General features: G+C 39.1%; 14 protein-coding genes. 3 read left to right on the top strand and 11 right to left on the bottom strand.

What is annotated here, in order from left to right:
• Together J8L70_RS09460 and J8L70_RS09455 are read left to right on the top strand one after the other, a co-directional pair.
• A complete protein-coding gene (locus tag J8L70_RS09460; RefSeq protein ID WP_211055324.1) occupies positions 1 to 432 on the top strand; it encodes an excinuclease ABC subunit A in 432 nt (143 codons plus the stop codon).
• A gap of 67 nt (positions 433 to 499) precedes the next feature.
• A complete protein-coding gene (locus tag J8L70_RS09455; RefSeq protein ID WP_211055323.1) occupies positions 500 to 1,801 on the top strand; it encodes a DEAD/DEAH box helicase in 1,302 nt (433 codons plus the stop codon).
• 103 nt (positions 1,802 to 1,904) lie between these two features.
• Here the strand turns inward: J8L70_RS09455 and J8L70_RS09450 are convergent, their stop codons facing one another.
• The gene (locus J8L70_RS09450) at positions 1,905 to 3,515 is read right to left on the bottom strand and encodes an NAD(P)/FAD-dependent oxidoreductase (protein ID WP_211055322.1); all 1,611 of its coding nucleotides are present in this window, start codon (positions 3,513 to 3,515) and stop codon (positions 1,905 to 1,907) included.
• A gap of 195 nt (positions 3,516 to 3,710) precedes the next feature.
• On the opposite strand from J8L70_RS09450, the gene fdxA reads away from it, so the two are divergent.
• Positions 3,711 to 4,034: a ferredoxin FdxA gene (gene fdxA / locus J8L70_RS09445; protein WP_211055321.1), complete on the top strand. Its 324-nt coding sequence runs from the start codon at positions 3,711 to 3,713 to the stop codon at positions 4,032 to 4,034.
• Between the two features lie 75 nt (positions 4,035 to 4,109).
• On the opposite strand, the gene J8L70_RS09440 is transcribed toward fdxA, so the two are convergent.
• The 10 genes from J8L70_RS09440 to J8L70_RS09395 all read right to left on the bottom strand — a co-directional run bounded on the left by J8L70_RS09440 (position 4,110) and on the right by J8L70_RS09395 (position 14,022).
• Positions 4,110 to 4,811, bottom strand: coding sequence for a TorF family putative porin (locus J8L70_RS09440; RefSeq protein ID WP_211055320.1), 702 nt, complete (start codon positions 4,809 to 4,811; stop codon positions 4,110 to 4,112).
• 9 nt (positions 4,812 to 4,820) lie between these two features.
• Positions 4,821 to 6,038 carry a BCCT family transporter gene (locus J8L70_RS09435; protein WP_211055319.1) on the bottom strand — a complete coding sequence of 406 codons (1,218 nt, stop codon included), beginning with the start codon at positions 6,036 to 6,038 and terminating at the stop codon, positions 4,821 to 4,823.
• A 134-nt stretch (positions 6,039 to 6,172) separates the two neighbouring features.
• On the bottom strand, positions 6,173 to 7,840 hold the full coding sequence (gene betA, locus J8L70_RS09430) for a choline dehydrogenase (RefSeq protein ID WP_211055318.1): 1,668 nt from the start codon (positions 7,838 to 7,840) through the stop codon (positions 6,173 to 6,175).
• A 9-nt stretch (positions 7,841 to 7,849) separates the two neighbouring features.
• Positions 7,850 to 9,313 (bottom strand): betaine-aldehyde dehydrogenase, encoded by a 1,464-nt coding sequence (gene betB / locus J8L70_RS09425; RefSeq protein WP_211055317.1) that lies wholly within the window; start codon positions 9,311 to 9,313, stop codon positions 7,850 to 7,852.
• Between the two features lies 1 nt (position 9,314).
• Positions 9,315 to 9,890: a transcriptional regulator BetI gene (gene betI / locus J8L70_RS09420; protein ID WP_211055376.1), complete on the bottom strand. Its 576-nt coding sequence runs from the start codon at positions 9,888 to 9,890 to the stop codon at positions 9,315 to 9,317.
• 304 nt (positions 9,891 to 10,194) lie between these two features.
• Positions 10,195 to 10,503 (bottom strand): hypothetical protein, encoded by a 309-nt coding sequence (locus tag J8L70_RS09415; RefSeq protein ID WP_211055316.1) that lies wholly within the window; start codon positions 10,501 to 10,503, stop codon positions 10,195 to 10,197.
• A complete protein-coding gene (locus tag J8L70_RS09410; RefSeq protein WP_211055315.1) occupies positions 10,503 to 10,760 on the bottom strand; it encodes a DUF3081 family protein in 258 nt (85 codons plus the stop codon). Before J8L70_RS09410 ends, J8L70_RS09415 begins: the two co-directional genes overlap by 1 nt.
• A 103-nt stretch (positions 10,761 to 10,863) precedes the next feature.
• Entirely contained in the window at positions 10,864 to 11,667 is an 804-nt protein-coding gene (locus J8L70_RS09405; protein WP_211055314.1) for a DUF1338 domain-containing protein, read from the bottom strand.
• Positions 11,668 to 11,724: 57 nt separating this feature from the next.
• Positions 11,725 to 12,759, bottom strand: a complete 1,035-nt coding sequence (gene astA, locus J8L70_RS09400; RefSeq protein WP_211055313.1) for an arginine N-succinyltransferase — start codon at positions 12,757 to 12,759, stop codon at positions 11,725 to 11,727.
• Between the two features lie 54 nt (positions 12,760 to 12,813).
• The gene (locus J8L70_RS09395; protein ID WP_211055312.1) at positions 12,814 to 14,022 is read right to left on the bottom strand and encodes an aspartate aminotransferase family protein; all 1,209 of its coding nucleotides are present in this window, start codon (positions 14,020 to 14,022) and stop codon (positions 12,814 to 12,816) included.
• Positions 14,023 to 14,169: the final 147 nt, after the last annotated feature.

The raw sequence follows: 14,169 nt of genomic DNA, 5'->3' as shown, positions 1-14,169 counted from the left end.
ATGAAAAATATGATAACCCTACTTTGCTTACTTACCACAATACTTGCGTTTAATGCACAAGCTCGTGATGACATTAGTAAATACCCAATTCAATCGTTGTTAGAGACAAGTAAAGCAAAATCGGCGCTATTAGATATCCCCCTTTACTTTGCTAGTGAACCTTATGGAAAAGCAAGCGCCACGTTTGGTGAGGTTTTAACAAATAAAAAAACCAATGCATTTGGTAAATCTGATACTGAAGCTTGTGAATGGGTTATGTTAAGTGCCCTAAAAGCATTGCAAGAGCGTGCGGTTAAAGAAGGCATGAACGCGGTTGTTAATATTCAGTCATATTATAAAAAGCGTGAATGGGTAAGTACTACTGAATATGAGTGTGGTGCAGGGACTATTATGGCAGGTGTTGCATTAAAAGGCACTTTAGTTAAGTTATAACTAACTGTTGTCTGTAATTTACTGTATAATTTGCGACCCTTGATAATGTGGCCGTAGGTTATACAGTATGAATTTTAAATCTTTTAGTTTTGCCCCTGAGCTTATTCAGGCGTTAGATGAACTTAACTATCACACCCTTACGCCCATTCAGCGTGCGGCTATTCCAGCTGTTCGTAAAGGTAAAGATGTTTTAGCCAGTGCACAAACTGGTACAGGAAAAACAGCGGCTTTTGCCTTACCTATTATTCAAAAGCTAATCGAGTCACCCCTTAGCACTAATAATGCACCAAATGCTTTAGTTCTTGCACCAACGCGAGAATTGGCAGAACAAATCGCGAATAACTTTAAAGCGTATGCAAAGCACACGGCACTTAATGTTGTTAGTTTATTTGGTGGTGTTAATACAGCAGGACAAGAAATCTCTTTAAAACAAGGTGTTGATGTTGTTGTTGCCACACCAGGGCGTTTACTTGATCATATTCGTTTAGGTAATTTAAGCTTAGCTAATGTGAAACATTTGGTACTTGATGAAGCCGATAGAATGCTTGATATGGGTTTTATCAACGATATGCAAAGCGTTATAAAAAGTTGTGCTGATGAACGCCAAATTTTACTTTTTTCAGCAACATTCCCAGCTGCGATTAAACAATTTGCATCAAAGGTATTAAAACAACCTGAAATTGTACGAGTTGATCAAACCAACAGTACTGCAAGCACTGTTCAGCACGTGGTTTATCCTGTTGAAGAACGTCGTAAACAAGAGTTACTTTCTGAGCTTATTGGTAAAAAGAACTGGCAACAAGTATTAGTGTTCGTCAACATGAAAGAAACGGCCGATGAACTTGTAAAAGAACTAAACCTTGATGGTATTGCTGCGGGTGTGTGCCACGGTGATAAATCTCAAGGTAATCGTCGCCGTGCATTACGTGAGTTTAAAGAAGGCAAAGTGAGAGTATTAGTGGCCACTGAAGTCGCTGCCCGTGGTATCGATATTGATGGTTTACCGCGTGTAATTAATATTGATTTACCGTGGCTTGCTGAAGATTACGTTCACCGTATTGGCCGTACAGGTAGAGCCGGTAACGAAGGACAAGCAATTTCTTTTGTCAGTCGTGAAGAAGAAAACATGCTGTTTGAAATTGAAACATTAATCGGGCAAAAAATAAAACGCGTATACCTTGAAGGTTACGAAGTAAGTAATCGTGAAGTACTTATTGATAAAATAGGCAAAAAGCCAGCTCACTTACGTCGCAGTCGTGCTAACAAACCATCAGGCCAAGCAACAGGTGAAGCAAGAGCGCGTAATCGTTCACGTATTTCAAATGTTCGTAAAACGCTAAAAGGTGCCAAGCTGTCACTTAAAAAGTGATCGCTTTACACATAAAAAAAACCTGAGCATGCTCAGGTTTTTTTATGTCTTTAATTAACATTAAGGCACAGCATCGCGGCGATACTGTGTTTATTAATGGATTTTATTTTGTGTTTTCAAGCATAGAAAGTGCAACGGCTTCAGCGGCTTTTATACCATCTATTCCTGCAGATAAAATACCCCCAGCGTAGCCAGCTCCTTCACCTGCTGGGTATAGCCCTTTGGTATTGATACTTTGAAAGCTTTTATCGCGCTTGATACTGATTGGCGATGAAGTACGGGTTTCGACACCTGTGAGTAAGCCATCATTAGTAGAGAAGCCTCTGATCTTCTTATTAAACGCAGGGATTGCCTCACGAATAGCATCGATTGCAAATGCAGGGAGTACTTGCGCCAAATCTGTCAGCTTTATGCCCGGCGTAAATGAAGGTTGTACATCGCCTAAATCGTTAGATGATTTACCTTTTAGAAAGTCACCAATTAATTGCGCTGGTGCATCATAGTTACTGCCACCAACGAGGTAAGCTTGCTCTTCAAGTTGGCGTTGTAATTCAATACCTGCTAATGGGTGTCCTGGGAAATCGGTATCAGGGTCAATGCCGACGACAATTGCACTGTTTGCATTTCGTTCACTACGTGAATATTGGCTCATACCATTGGTAACAACACGCCCTTCTTCAGAGGTTGCAGCAACAACTGTACCGCCAGGGCACATACAAAAACTATAAACAGTACGGCCATTATCACAATGGTGTACCAGTTTATAATCAGCAGAGCCTAAGATAGGGTTACCAGCGTTTGGTCCAAAGCGACATTCGTCGATCATTGATTGTTTATGTTCTATTCTAAAGCCAACAGAAAATGGTTTTGCTTCAACATAAATACCTTTGTCGTAAATCATTTTAAAGGTATCACGGGCACTGTGTCCAACCGCTAAAACAATATGACGAGTGGCTAAATGCTCACCGCTTGACAAGCTTAATCCCGTCACTTGGTTATCATCTAAATGAATATCATCTACACGAGTACTAAAGCGAATTTCGCCACCGAGCTCAATAATACGCGCGCGCATTTTTTCAATCATGGTGACTAATTTAAAAGTACCAATATGAGGTTTGCTGACGTATAAAATTTCTTCAGGTGCTCCGGCTTCTACAAACTCAGTGATGACTTTACGGCCATAATGTTTGGGATCTTTAACTTGGCTATATAGTTTACCGTCTGAGAATGTCCCAGCTCCGCCTTCGCCAAATTGCACATTTGATTCGGTGTTTAATGTACGTTTACGCCAAAAACCAAACGTGTCTTTGGTGCGCTCTCGTACTTCTTTTCCGCGCTCTAAAATGATTGGGTTAAAGCCCATTTGAGCAAGTACTAAGCCGGCAAATAAACCACAAGGTCCAAAGCCGATGACAACAGGGCGCTCGGTTAAATTTTCAGGGGCTTTGGCTACAAATTTATAGCTGGTATCGGGAGCGATTTTAACATGCTGATCTTTACTAAACTTAGTAAGTAATCCTTGTTCGTTATCAACCTCAATATCTAAGGTGTAAATAAGTAAAATAGCTGTTTTTTTACGGGCATCGTAGCCGCGTTTAAATACGTTATAACTATGAAGTTGTGCTGGCGTGATGTGTAATTTTTCTATGATGGCTTGGCCAATCGCGTTTTCGTCATGATCCAGCGGCAGCTTTATTTCGGTTAAACGTATCATTTTAATCTCTTTTAGGTGTCATAGCCTAAGTTAATATTCACTTGGCTCACAATAAGGGGAATGCTGATATTATCATTAACAGCTTAATTGGATATTTTACTTTAAAATACATAATTTGGGCACTTATTTATTGTATTTTCATTCGGGTTGGGTATGATCCACGCTCATTTATTAATCTTAGGGTAAAGCTTTACTATGGCGTTTGTTGTCACCGAAAACTGTATAAAATGCAAATACACAGATTGTGTAGCGGTGTGCCCGGCAGATGCATTTTATGAAGGCCCTAACTTTTTAGCAATTAGCCCAATTGACTGTATTGATTGTGGGCTATGCGTACCAGAATGCCCCGCAGAAGCTATTTATCAAGAAGATGAACTACCCGATTCGCAAAAAGAATTTACTGAACTTAATGCCGAGCTGGCATTAATTTGGCCTAGGATCACACAAGTGAAATCACCGCCTAGCGATGCCGAACAGTGGAATGGCATTGCAGATAAATTAAAGTTGATTGAAACTTAACTCTAATATTTAACAGTTACAAAACAATAAAGGCCTCATTATGAGGCCTTTATATTATTAAGTATAATACTTAACTTACAGATCAAATGTACGTGATACAGCAAGTACAATACGCTCATCACTGGTATCGTAATCTAGGCTAGTATCTTCTGCGGCTACTTCAATATTAAATCCTTCGTAGCTTGTTTGATACGCTAAGCGGTAATGCTTGTATGATTTTTTCTCATTAACATCCCATGCCCATTTATCGCCATCTAATGAATTTGAAATATCAAAGCTTGCACGTAATGCATGATTTGGAGCAAGTTCATAAGTATGTGCGATCATCGAAATTACATGACCAGCACCGCTGCCAAAGTAATCCCAGCTATACCAAAAATTAAGTTCTGTTTGACCAAGATCATTAGCAAAACCAAATTTTGCGTAGGTCTCTGCGTAGTTACCATCGCTGTTTTGACCTTGATAGGTGTAATAAGCAATACCATAATCAGCTGAGATTTTATCAGTTAATTGCACATATTTACCTAAGTATGCATCTAGCTCAAAATCGGTGTCGTCATTAAAATCAACATTTGACGCCCATACACCGGCATATACACCGCTATCAAAAGCGTAATCTAAACTAGCTTGAATAGCAGGGTCGTTATTTGTTTGGCTAATACCATTAAACGTATAATCTGAAGCCCCTGTGATTGTTGTTGACCAGTTTGCTGCTGCACTTGTTGATAACAGGGCAAATGGTAGTACTTTTATCAGTGTCTTTAATTTAATTGTCATGTGATTTCCTTAACTTGCTGTTTCAATTTTTGTGTAATCAATTTTGTTCGCTTTTGGTGAGCTGTCTATATTGCTAACGGTTTTAAATTTGCTGTAAACGATAAAGCCAGCGCAAGCAAAAAATAACCCAATAACAAGTGCTCCCACCCATTGTATTTGTAAAAACTCAAGTTTAAATAATAAGGTTAAAAGAGATAATGCAATGATATTAAAAGCAATATATTTAGCCTTACCTAGGCGCTTAACCGTTAAATTTAAATTATCAGTATAGAGCCTAACCAGTGAATCTAGTGAGTTTATAACAAACACAATACCAACAAATACCATCGCGAAATTTTTGATACCTGTGGTTGAAATACCCGCTTCATGGTATTGATAAAGTACACTAAACCAAATGGCGATAGGGATTGAAGGGAAAATTAACATTGCCCCAAGTACTTGATACGTTTTTAATCCGCCAACAAAGCGAGAAGTAAACTGACCAATCATAATACTCCAAGCAAACCACCAAAATAGGTAAAACTCATGGTAGTCGTTCAACGGTAAAATAAACTGAGGTAAGTTGGCAAAGTAAGTACCAATTGAACCAAGGTTATTTGTAAATGCCGACATTTCACTGTCGCCTAATACAAAAGCACCTACCCACATAAAGGCAATTAATGCGATAAATAACCAGGTGGTTGAAATGCTTAAAAAGCGAACATACTTTATATCTGTGCTTGAATATACTGCAAAACAAATAGCTGCTAAAACAATAAGATAAAATTCAGGTATGACAGATTCACCATCGCCTAACTGCGGTATATACCAAGGTAAATTAGTCAGTAATAAGTAAGCAGTAAATGCACATGTACCAATAATAACGACGTTATTGATGAACTTTACCCATGGAATTTCAAAGAATTTAACCTTAGGTTCTATTACACAGAAATAAAAGCACGTAAGAAAGTAAAATCCCCAGATGAGAAAACCCCAAAACCCAAATTCAATAGATAGCGGGTTTGCAAACGCGTATTCTGGGCTTGCTTTTATGTCTGCATAACCGGCAAATTCGGTAAGCGGAAACATGATTAGGCCAACATCTAAGCCTGAGGTAAATAAGATAGCGATAAAGGTAAAGGTTTTTACGGGAGTAACCCCAACTACGCGTACATTGCCCCATTTAACAAGAATTAAAATAATGGCGAGTAAGGTAAATATAATGCCTGCATTAAGCCAAATAGTCATTATCACCCTCCCAAAATAAATAAAACATAAAATCTCCGTTGATTATTATTACTTGCATTAACACAGCATAAAATATTTATGCTGTGCGCCACTGCAAAGTAAGGTTTGTTGATTAAAACCTTACGACTGACTAATTAAAATTTGTTATTACGTTGTGTGGTTTGCCACTTTTCATCGTTAATTACAGCAACATCACTTGGTGCAAGCGCCGGGCGACCTAAAATAAGGTCTGCGGCTTTTTCTGCCACCATAATGGTTGGAGCATTAAGATTGCCATTAGGAACCGTAGGGAATATCGATGAGTCAACCACCCTAAGCCCTTTAATTCCATGTACTTGAGTATTAGAGTCAACCACGGCCATTTCATCTTCGCCCATTTTACAAGAACAAGAAGGGTGGTAAGCACTTTCTACAGCTTGGCGTACAAAGGCATCTATTTCTTCATCAGTTTGAATATGACTGCCCGGTTGAATTTCTTCATCGCGGTACTCATCAAAGGCCGCTTGCTCAATAATTTCACGAGTTAAACGGACACACGCTCTAAAACCAGCGATGTCATCTTGATGCTGTAAGTAATTAAAAACTATTTTAGGCGGCTGTTCAGGGTTTGCTGATGTGATGGTTACACTACCGCGACTTTTTGGTTTATTGTGGCCAACATGCACCTGAAAACCATGACCGGCAAACGCACTACGACCGTCGTAACGCATTGCAGCAGGTAAAAAGTGATATTGTATATCTGGCCATTCTACGTTTTCTTTTGAGCGAATAAAGGCACAAGATTCAAAGTGATTCGTCGCCCCTAATCCTTTGCGTGTAAGTAACCAACGAGCGCCAATTAAGCCTTTTGAGAATAACCCTAGCTTACCATTGAGCGTAATCGGCTTTTTACACTTGTATTGAAAGTAAAACTCAAGGTGATCTTGCAAGTTTTGTCCTACACCCGGTAAGTGGTGGTTTACTTTTATTTTTGCCTTTTCAAGTACACTGCTATCGCCAATACCAGATAGCTGCAATAAATGCGGTGAGCCAATAGGGCCAGCACTCAAAATCACATCTTTGCTTGCAAACGCTTCACGGACAGTACCATTGACTTTATATTCGATACCTGTGGCTTGCTTATCTTTTAAAATAACCTTTTGTGCTAAAGCCCCGGTAACAATCGTTAAGTTTTTACGCGATTTAATGGGATCTAAATATTCACGTGAGGCTGAACTACGCACACCATTTTTAACGGTCATATGCATAGGGCCGAAACCTTCTTGCTGCGCGCCGTTGTAATCATCGGTACTAGCATAACCTGCTTGCACACCTGCTTTTATAAAAGTGGTGTATAGCGGGTTTTTCATTTCGTTGCCATTATTCACACCGAGCTCACCGTGAGCACCACGGTATTGGTTTTCACCTAAATAATAGCTTTCCGCTTTTTTAAAGTAAGGTAAACAAGACTGGTAATCCCAGCCTTTAGCGCCGTGTTGTTGCCATTCATCAAAATCTTTTGCATGTCCACGTACATAAACCATACCGTTTATAGATGAAGACCCACCTAGGACCTTGCCACGTGGGCAGTGCATTTCTCGGTTGTTTAAATATGGCTCTGGTTGAGTATGAAACTGCCATGCATATTTATCAGTATTCATCGGTATAGAAAGCGCTGTTGGCATTTTTATAAAAATACTTTTGTCGCTACCACCCGTTTCTAAAAGTAAGACACGGTTACTTTCATCAGCTGATAAACGATTAGCTAAAACACAGCCAGCAGAACCTGCACCGACAATAATATAGTCAAATTGATTACTCATGCTTTCCCCTTAAAACGGACTTTCTATATCGCTCATACCCACGTAAATCGATTTAGTTTGAGTATAATGATCCAGCGTTTCTACGCCATTTTCGCGCCCTATGCCCGATTGCTTATAACCACCTACAGGCATTTCAGCAGGTGAGTTACCGTAGGCGTTTATCCAACAGATACCGGCTTGTAGTTGATGAATAACACGATGAGCACGTTTAATATCTTGAGTGAAAACACCGGCAGCTAAGCCAAGGTGTGTTGCATTAGCTCGTTTGATTACATCATCTTCGTCTTCAAACACTAATACGCTCATTACTGGGCCAAAAATCTCTTCTTTTACAATGCTCATATCGTCATGACAATCGACAAATACGGTTGGGGCGACAAAATAGCCATTAGGCGCAGAGGCCGGTGATAAGGCAGTACCACCTGTTAATAAGGTCGCGCCTTGGCTAAGTCCACTGTCAATATAGCTTAGTACAAGCTCTTGGTGTTTTTTAGAAATAAGGGCGCCAAAGTTTACATTTAGATCTTGTGGATCGCCGGCAATAATATTTTTCTCTGTGCGGGCTTTAAGTTCATCAATAAACGATTGGTAAAGTGTTTTATGAACATAAATACGGGTGCAGTTAGTGCAAATTTCGCCTTGTGTATAAAAGTTACCTAACATAGCAGCGCTGACTGCTTGCTCTACATTGGCATCTTCAAAAACGATCAGTGGTGATTTTCCACCAAGTTCCATCGTCACATCTTTAAGGGTACTTGCGGCACTTGCCACAACTTTTTTCCCAGTACCTACTTCACCCGTAAATGACACTTTATCAATTTGTGGATGTGCGGTTAGCCATTGCCCAACTTCGCCAGCACCTTGAACAACATTAAATACACCGGCGGGTACGCCTGCTTCAATAAAAATTTCTGCTAATTTGATTGCACCTAGTGGTGTCTCTTCAGATGGCTTAAAAATAAATGCATTACCGGCAGCTAGAGCTGGGCCCGATTTCCAACAAGCAATTTGCAGCGGGTAGTTCCACGCACCAATACCGGCACAAATCCCTAAAGGCTCTTTGCGCGTATAGTAAAAGTCGTCGCCAACCATTTGTTGTTGTCCAAGCTGTGTAGGCGCAAGCCCGGCAAAATATTCTATAACATCAGCTCCGGTTTCTATATCAACACAATTTGCTTCTTGCATTGGTTTGCCGGTATCGAGTACTTCTACTAACGCTAGTTCATCATTACGCTCACGCAATAACGCAACCGCTTTTAATAAAATACGGCTACGGGCAACCGGTGTCATTGCTGACCATTGTGCAAAACCTTGTTGGGCACTTTTAATCGCTGCTTGCTGAATTGACTCATCAGCAATTTCAACTTTGTAAATAACCGTATCGGTAGCAGGGTTTTTAACATCGAAAGTGTTACCACTTTGGTTTGCTAAAAATTGTCCATGAATAAAGTTTTGATAGACAGGTGTAGACACATTAGACTCCGTATTGCTTTATAAGTGAGTGTACATAGCTTTTAGCTAGCTCTTCACTGCGTTTAAATTCGTTTTTATCTGATTTACTAAGTACAGTTCGAAGCCAAAGGCCATCAATCATGGCTGCACACAAATGGGCACACACTAAGGCATCTTCTCGATTCATTAATTGCTTAAATGAATAAGCCAAGTTGCTCTTAAGGCGAAGGCTATTTACTTTTTGTAAACGATGAAGCTCATCATCGTGCATAGACTGAGCCCAAAAACTTAACCATGTTTTTGTGGTATCGCTACGCTGTTGTACTAATGCAAAGTTCGTTTCAATAATGTACATAAGACGCTGCACATGACTGGTTGTTGGAGTAATTTTATAGATTAACTCTTGCTTTAAATTGTTTAGTAAATACCTAACTGTTGCTTCAATTAATCCCTGTTTAGCACCAAAGTAATGACTAATAATGCCAGAGGATAACCCCGCATTTTTACTGATTGTACTAATGGTCGTCTTTTGTAATCCATGGGTTGCGACCGATTCTATTGTGGCGTCAATGAGCTGTTGACGTCTTACAGGTTCCATTCCTACTTTCGGCATAACTTTTATTAATTGAACGTTCAATATAAAACATTTTAAGATAATAGCTCTAACAATTCAAGTGATAAGCCATGCTTGAATTAGCACTATGTGTTAACAATGTTTAAAAATACAGAGTGAATATAGAACAAAGAAAAAGCCAACTTGAACATGTAAGTTGTTAAATTTAATATGTATTTTAAAGTCTCACTTGGTTTTTATTTGGTGTGAGTATTTATTATTTTTAACAATGTTAATTTAGTTTAATTTTTATAATTAGAATCAAAATAATTAGAGTACTAATCTAATTTTAGATGTAAATATCAATAACGCCTTTAAAAAGTAACGGATATCGACGCAGCCGATTACCGATGTAATCATTAGCCAAAATTTGCTGACAGATTTCATCTATATTTTGTGTTGCATCAAAGACCCAATCAAAGCGCTCAATTGCTAATAAAAAGCCTCGTTTTAAGTGAGTTTGCTGGCGGTAGTGCTCTAAATTACTTTTAATGACCTTAAGTTTATTCGGATTTGCTTTAAGTTCAGCGACAACCGCTTGAATAAATTGTTGATTTTTTGAGGGGGTATGACGGATGATATTTTTACGTGCACGCATTAATCTTCACTCGCAATTTGAGTGAGTTTCTTTAAAAAATCATCTTTTTGTTTTTCGTATTCATATTTTAGGTGGTAGGTGTTATGAAAACCAAAACGCAGTAAAACGCCACTGCCTTGCAAATATAAGGTGTAACCGTCAATATCACTAAAGGCGGTGATCCCTTGATAGTGCATAGCTTGGTGCGAATTATTACCACGCTGTTGGATGCGTTCATAGACACTTAAAATTAACTTATTATCGATTTCGTTTTTCATAATAAAATCCTATTTTAATACATGTACGTAGTTTAAATAAGAGAAGATCAGAAATGCATTACACTAAAAAGCCCGTAAGGGCTTTTTTAATTTTAATTATAAATTAACGTGTATTAGTACTTTCGAAAATTTTATCGGCAGAGGCGGCAACAAAACCGGTGTAAAGTTGGCCATTCGCCTGGGGGTATCGGATAGCAAATTCATAAAAGCAGCTAGGAATGTTTATTTTTGTATCGCTAAACTCAACCGGGTATTGATCGGCAAGCGTTGACGATTGTTCTAATAAAACCGCAGGTGAGCCTTTTATTTCTCCTCCTGAGCTATTTAGTTTAAATCCGGCATTTTTAAGTGCATCATTAACTTGTGTAATATTTTCAAAGTGGCTTAGGGCATTAATATTCACGGTAAAATGATTTGCACGATAGCCCCATGCCGACATCCACGCTGCATATTCACTTTCTTCTAGTAAGCGCTTATATGTCTGTGATGAAACTTGCCAATGGGTACCCGAATACAAAAAGTCACTGTTTGTTATCGAGTTTTCGTCTATATTTTCAACCATGTCGTAAACAATCTTTTGCAGTTGCTCAGAGCATTGCTCAACCAGTAGCTCAGAAATAAAGACTTTAGGTTGGTTCGGGTCGGTGTGCTCGTAATGTTTTGCGTACAATTTTTTAGCTTTAAAATGATATTCACCGCACTCTTTATAACCTAATGCAATAAAATGTGCTGCGAGCTTTTCTAGGCCTACTTTTTCTATATTAAAAGTCCGTAATGCAATGTGATCGTTAATAATATCATTGCTTTGAGATGACCCTAAGAGGGTATGGATTTTTTCAGCCGACGGCGTCACTGTTAAATAGTTTTCCCATAGGTTTTCAAAGAGGGTATTTACATTGGTATGCATCTGTAGTTCCTTAAATTACGCTTTTAATTTAATGGGTTATTTTGATTAAACGCTTATTTACAAGTCAAAGAAGCGAGCAGTATCGCCTTGCTTTAAATTAAGCGCTGTAGCCACTTCAGGGCTAATTATTAATGTGTGTTTGGCAATATCATAATATGCATTGTCACTAAATGTGGCTCTAAAATCACTCATACCCTGATTACAAATGGCTAAGGTTTTTGAACTGGTTTGCTCTTCAGAGCCATTAGCCATAATTGTGACAGGGCATACATTAGACTCTCGGACACTACGAATATTGCCTAATTTGGCTTCAACTGTCGGACCGGCATCAAATAAATCAACATAGCCACGGTGCTCGAAGCCTTCTTTTTCAAGTAACTTAAGTGCAGGTTTGGTTTTTTCGTGTACTTTTCCAATCACGTTTTGCGCTTTTTTACTGAGCAAATTGGCATAAATAGGGTATTTCGGCATGAGTTCACTAATGAACACTTTATCGCCTAACCCGACAAGGTGATCAGCTTGCGGGAACTCAATGCTAAAAAAGTGCTCCTCTAACCATTGCCAAAAAGGAGAATGGCCATGTTCATCACTCACCCCGCGCATTTCTGCAATAATCGTATCGGCAAAGCGTTCACTGTGTTGGCCCATAAATAAAAAGCGAGCTCGAGATAAAAATCGTCCTGTTAAACCTTGGCGACTTTGCTCTTGTAAAAATAAGGTGCAAATTTCAGAGCAGCCGGTGTAATCGTTACACATGGTTAAAATTTCGACTGTGTTATACACTTTCAAAGCTTGCGAATGATGGACCGTTTTTCCTAAGTGGTAGTGATATAGCGGGGTTTTTAATCCTACAGCGGCTTCAATTGCCGTTGTGCCAACGACTTTACCTGTTTGTGTATCTTCTAAAACAAATAAGTAGTTTTCATCACTAGGTTGGCTTAGCTGTTTATTAAAACTATGTTCGGCGCGCGCAATTTTATCTTTTAATTGGGTATCATCAACGGGGAGTGAGGTAAAACCATGTCCTGATTCGATTGCTATTTGTTTTAGCGACTCGAAATCATGTTTATTTATCGGACGAAGTACATACATGTATTAATAGCTCCATAAGCACACATAATGTGTGCTTAAATAGTGTTGTTTTTGTTATTTAGCGTTTACAACGTCGCCGACCGCTTTTTCAAAACGAGCCAGGCCCTGTGTTATATCTTCTAATGGAATAACCAGTGAAGGCGTAAAACGAATGACGTTTGCTCCGGCAACTAAATTCATTAATCCATTATTTAAACTGGCTATTAAAAAATCTCTTGCTCGGCCTTGGTATTGCTCATTTAAAACAGCGCCAATGAGTAAACCTTTACCTCTTACTTCGCTAAATACATTATGTTTTTCGTTTATGGCAGCAAGCCCATCGCGAAATAATTGTTCGCGTTGTTTTACGCCGTTAAGCACTTGCGCGGTATTTACTGTATCGAAAGCGGCTTCGGCAACAGCACATGCTAACGGGTTACCGCCATAGGTAGATCCATGCGTACCTATTTTGAGGTGTGCTGCAATATCACTTCGTGTGATCATCGCACCTATAGGGAAACCACCACCTAATGCTTTAGCGGTGGTAAGTATATCTGGTACAACCGCTAAATCTTCGTAAGCATATAATGCACCTGTACGGCCAACACCGGTTTGCACTTCATCAAAAATAAGTAGGGCGTTATGATCCGTACACAGTTTACGAACGGCTTTAACAAATTCGTCACTAGGAGAAATAATACCGCCTTCTCCTTGTAATGGCTCCATCATTACAGCACATGTATTGTCGTTTATTAGTGCAGCAAATGCGTCGATATCGTTGTAGTCACAATGCACGATATCACCAGGTTTTGGGCCAAAACCATCTGAATATGCTGCTTGACCACCGACAGTCACAGTAAAAAAAGTTCGGCCATGAAAACCTTTATTAAAAGCAATTATTTGCGATTTTTCTGGACCATGATTATCTAGCGCTACACGTCGAGCCAGTTTAAGTGCTGCTTCATTTGCCTCTGCACCTGAGTTGGCAAAGTAGACTTTTTCGGCAAATGTCGCTTCAACCATTTTTTGGGCAAGACGAAGTGCCGGTTCATTGGTCATTACATTTGATAAATGCCAAATTTTTTCACCTTGATCTTTTAAGGCTTTAACTAAAGCAGGATGACAATGGCCTAAACAATTTACCGCAATACCCCCAGCAAAATCTATGAACTCATTATCATTTTGATCCCATACACGAGAGCCTTTTGCGCGCACAGGGATCACCTCTGAAGGGTTGTAATTGGGCACCATTACATCGTTAAATAAATCTCTTGTTATTTGCATGTTTACACCTAAAAATGGGGACTGAAGATAGTTAAACTTAGCTGATTTATGTTTAAAATCGAAATAAAAGAAATGAAAAACAGCTAGTTTTTATTATTAAATAGCATTATCAATGGTTGTAGGTTAAAAATGCAGTGCTATTTTGTA

Source organism: Pseudoalteromonas sp. MMG010, assembly GCF_018100905.1.
Lineage (GTDB): Bacteria > Pseudomonadota > Gammaproteobacteria > Enterobacterales > Alteromonadaceae > Pseudoalteromonas.
The sequence above is the reverse complement of the archived record's forward strand: the minus strand, read 5'-3'. Positions and strand labels throughout refer to the sequence as shown.

Excerpts from the sequence above, each read along its gene's own strand:
- J8L70_RS09415 (WP_211055316.1), bottom strand. The coding sequence starts at position 10,503 with ATGCGTGCACGTAAAAATATCATCCGTCATACCCCCTCAAAAAATCAA.
- betA (WP_211055318.1), bottom strand. The coding sequence starts at position 7,840 with ATGAGTAATCAATTTGACTATATTATTGTCGGTGCAGGTTCTGCTGGC.
- astA (WP_211055313.1), bottom strand. The coding sequence starts at position 12,759 with ATGTATGTACTTCGTCCGATAAATAAACATGATTTCGAGTCGCTAAAA.
- J8L70_RS09395 (WP_211055312.1), bottom strand. The coding sequence starts at position 14,022 with ATGCAAATAACAAGAGATTTATTTAACGATGTAATGGTGCCCAATTAC.
- betI (WP_211055376.1), bottom strand. The coding sequence starts at position 9,890 with ATGGAACCTGTAAGACGTCAACAGCTCATTGACGCCACAATAGAATCG.
- J8L70_RS09405 (WP_211055314.1), bottom strand. The coding sequence starts at position 11,667 with ATGCATACCAATGTAAATACCCTCTTTGAAAACCTATGGGAAAACTAT.
- J8L70_RS09435 (WP_211055319.1), bottom strand. The coding sequence starts at position 6,038 with ATGACTATTTGGCTTAATGCAGGCATTATATTTACCTTACTCGCCATT.
- J8L70_RS09440 (WP_211055320.1), bottom strand. The coding sequence starts at position 4,811 with ATGACAATTAAATTAAAGACACTGATAAAAGTACTACCATTTGCCCTG.
- J8L70_RS09410 (WP_211055315.1), bottom strand. The coding sequence starts at position 10,760 with ATGAAAAACGAAATCGATAATAAGTTAATTTTAAGTGTCTATGAACGC.
- J8L70_RS09455 (WP_211055323.1), top strand. The coding sequence starts at position 500 with ATGAATTTTAAATCTTTTAGTTTTGCCCCTGAGCTTATTCAGGCGTTA.
- fdxA (WP_211055321.1), top strand. The coding sequence starts at position 3,711 with ATGGCGTTTGTTGTCACCGAAAACTGTATAAAATGCAAATACACAGAT.
- J8L70_RS09450 (WP_211055322.1), bottom strand. The coding sequence starts at position 3,515 with ATGATACGTTTAACCGAAATAAAGCTGCCGCTGGATCATGACGAAAAC.
- J8L70_RS09460 (WP_211055324.1), top strand. The coding sequence starts at position 1 with ATGAAAAATATGATAACCCTACTTTGCTTACTTACCACAATACTTGCG.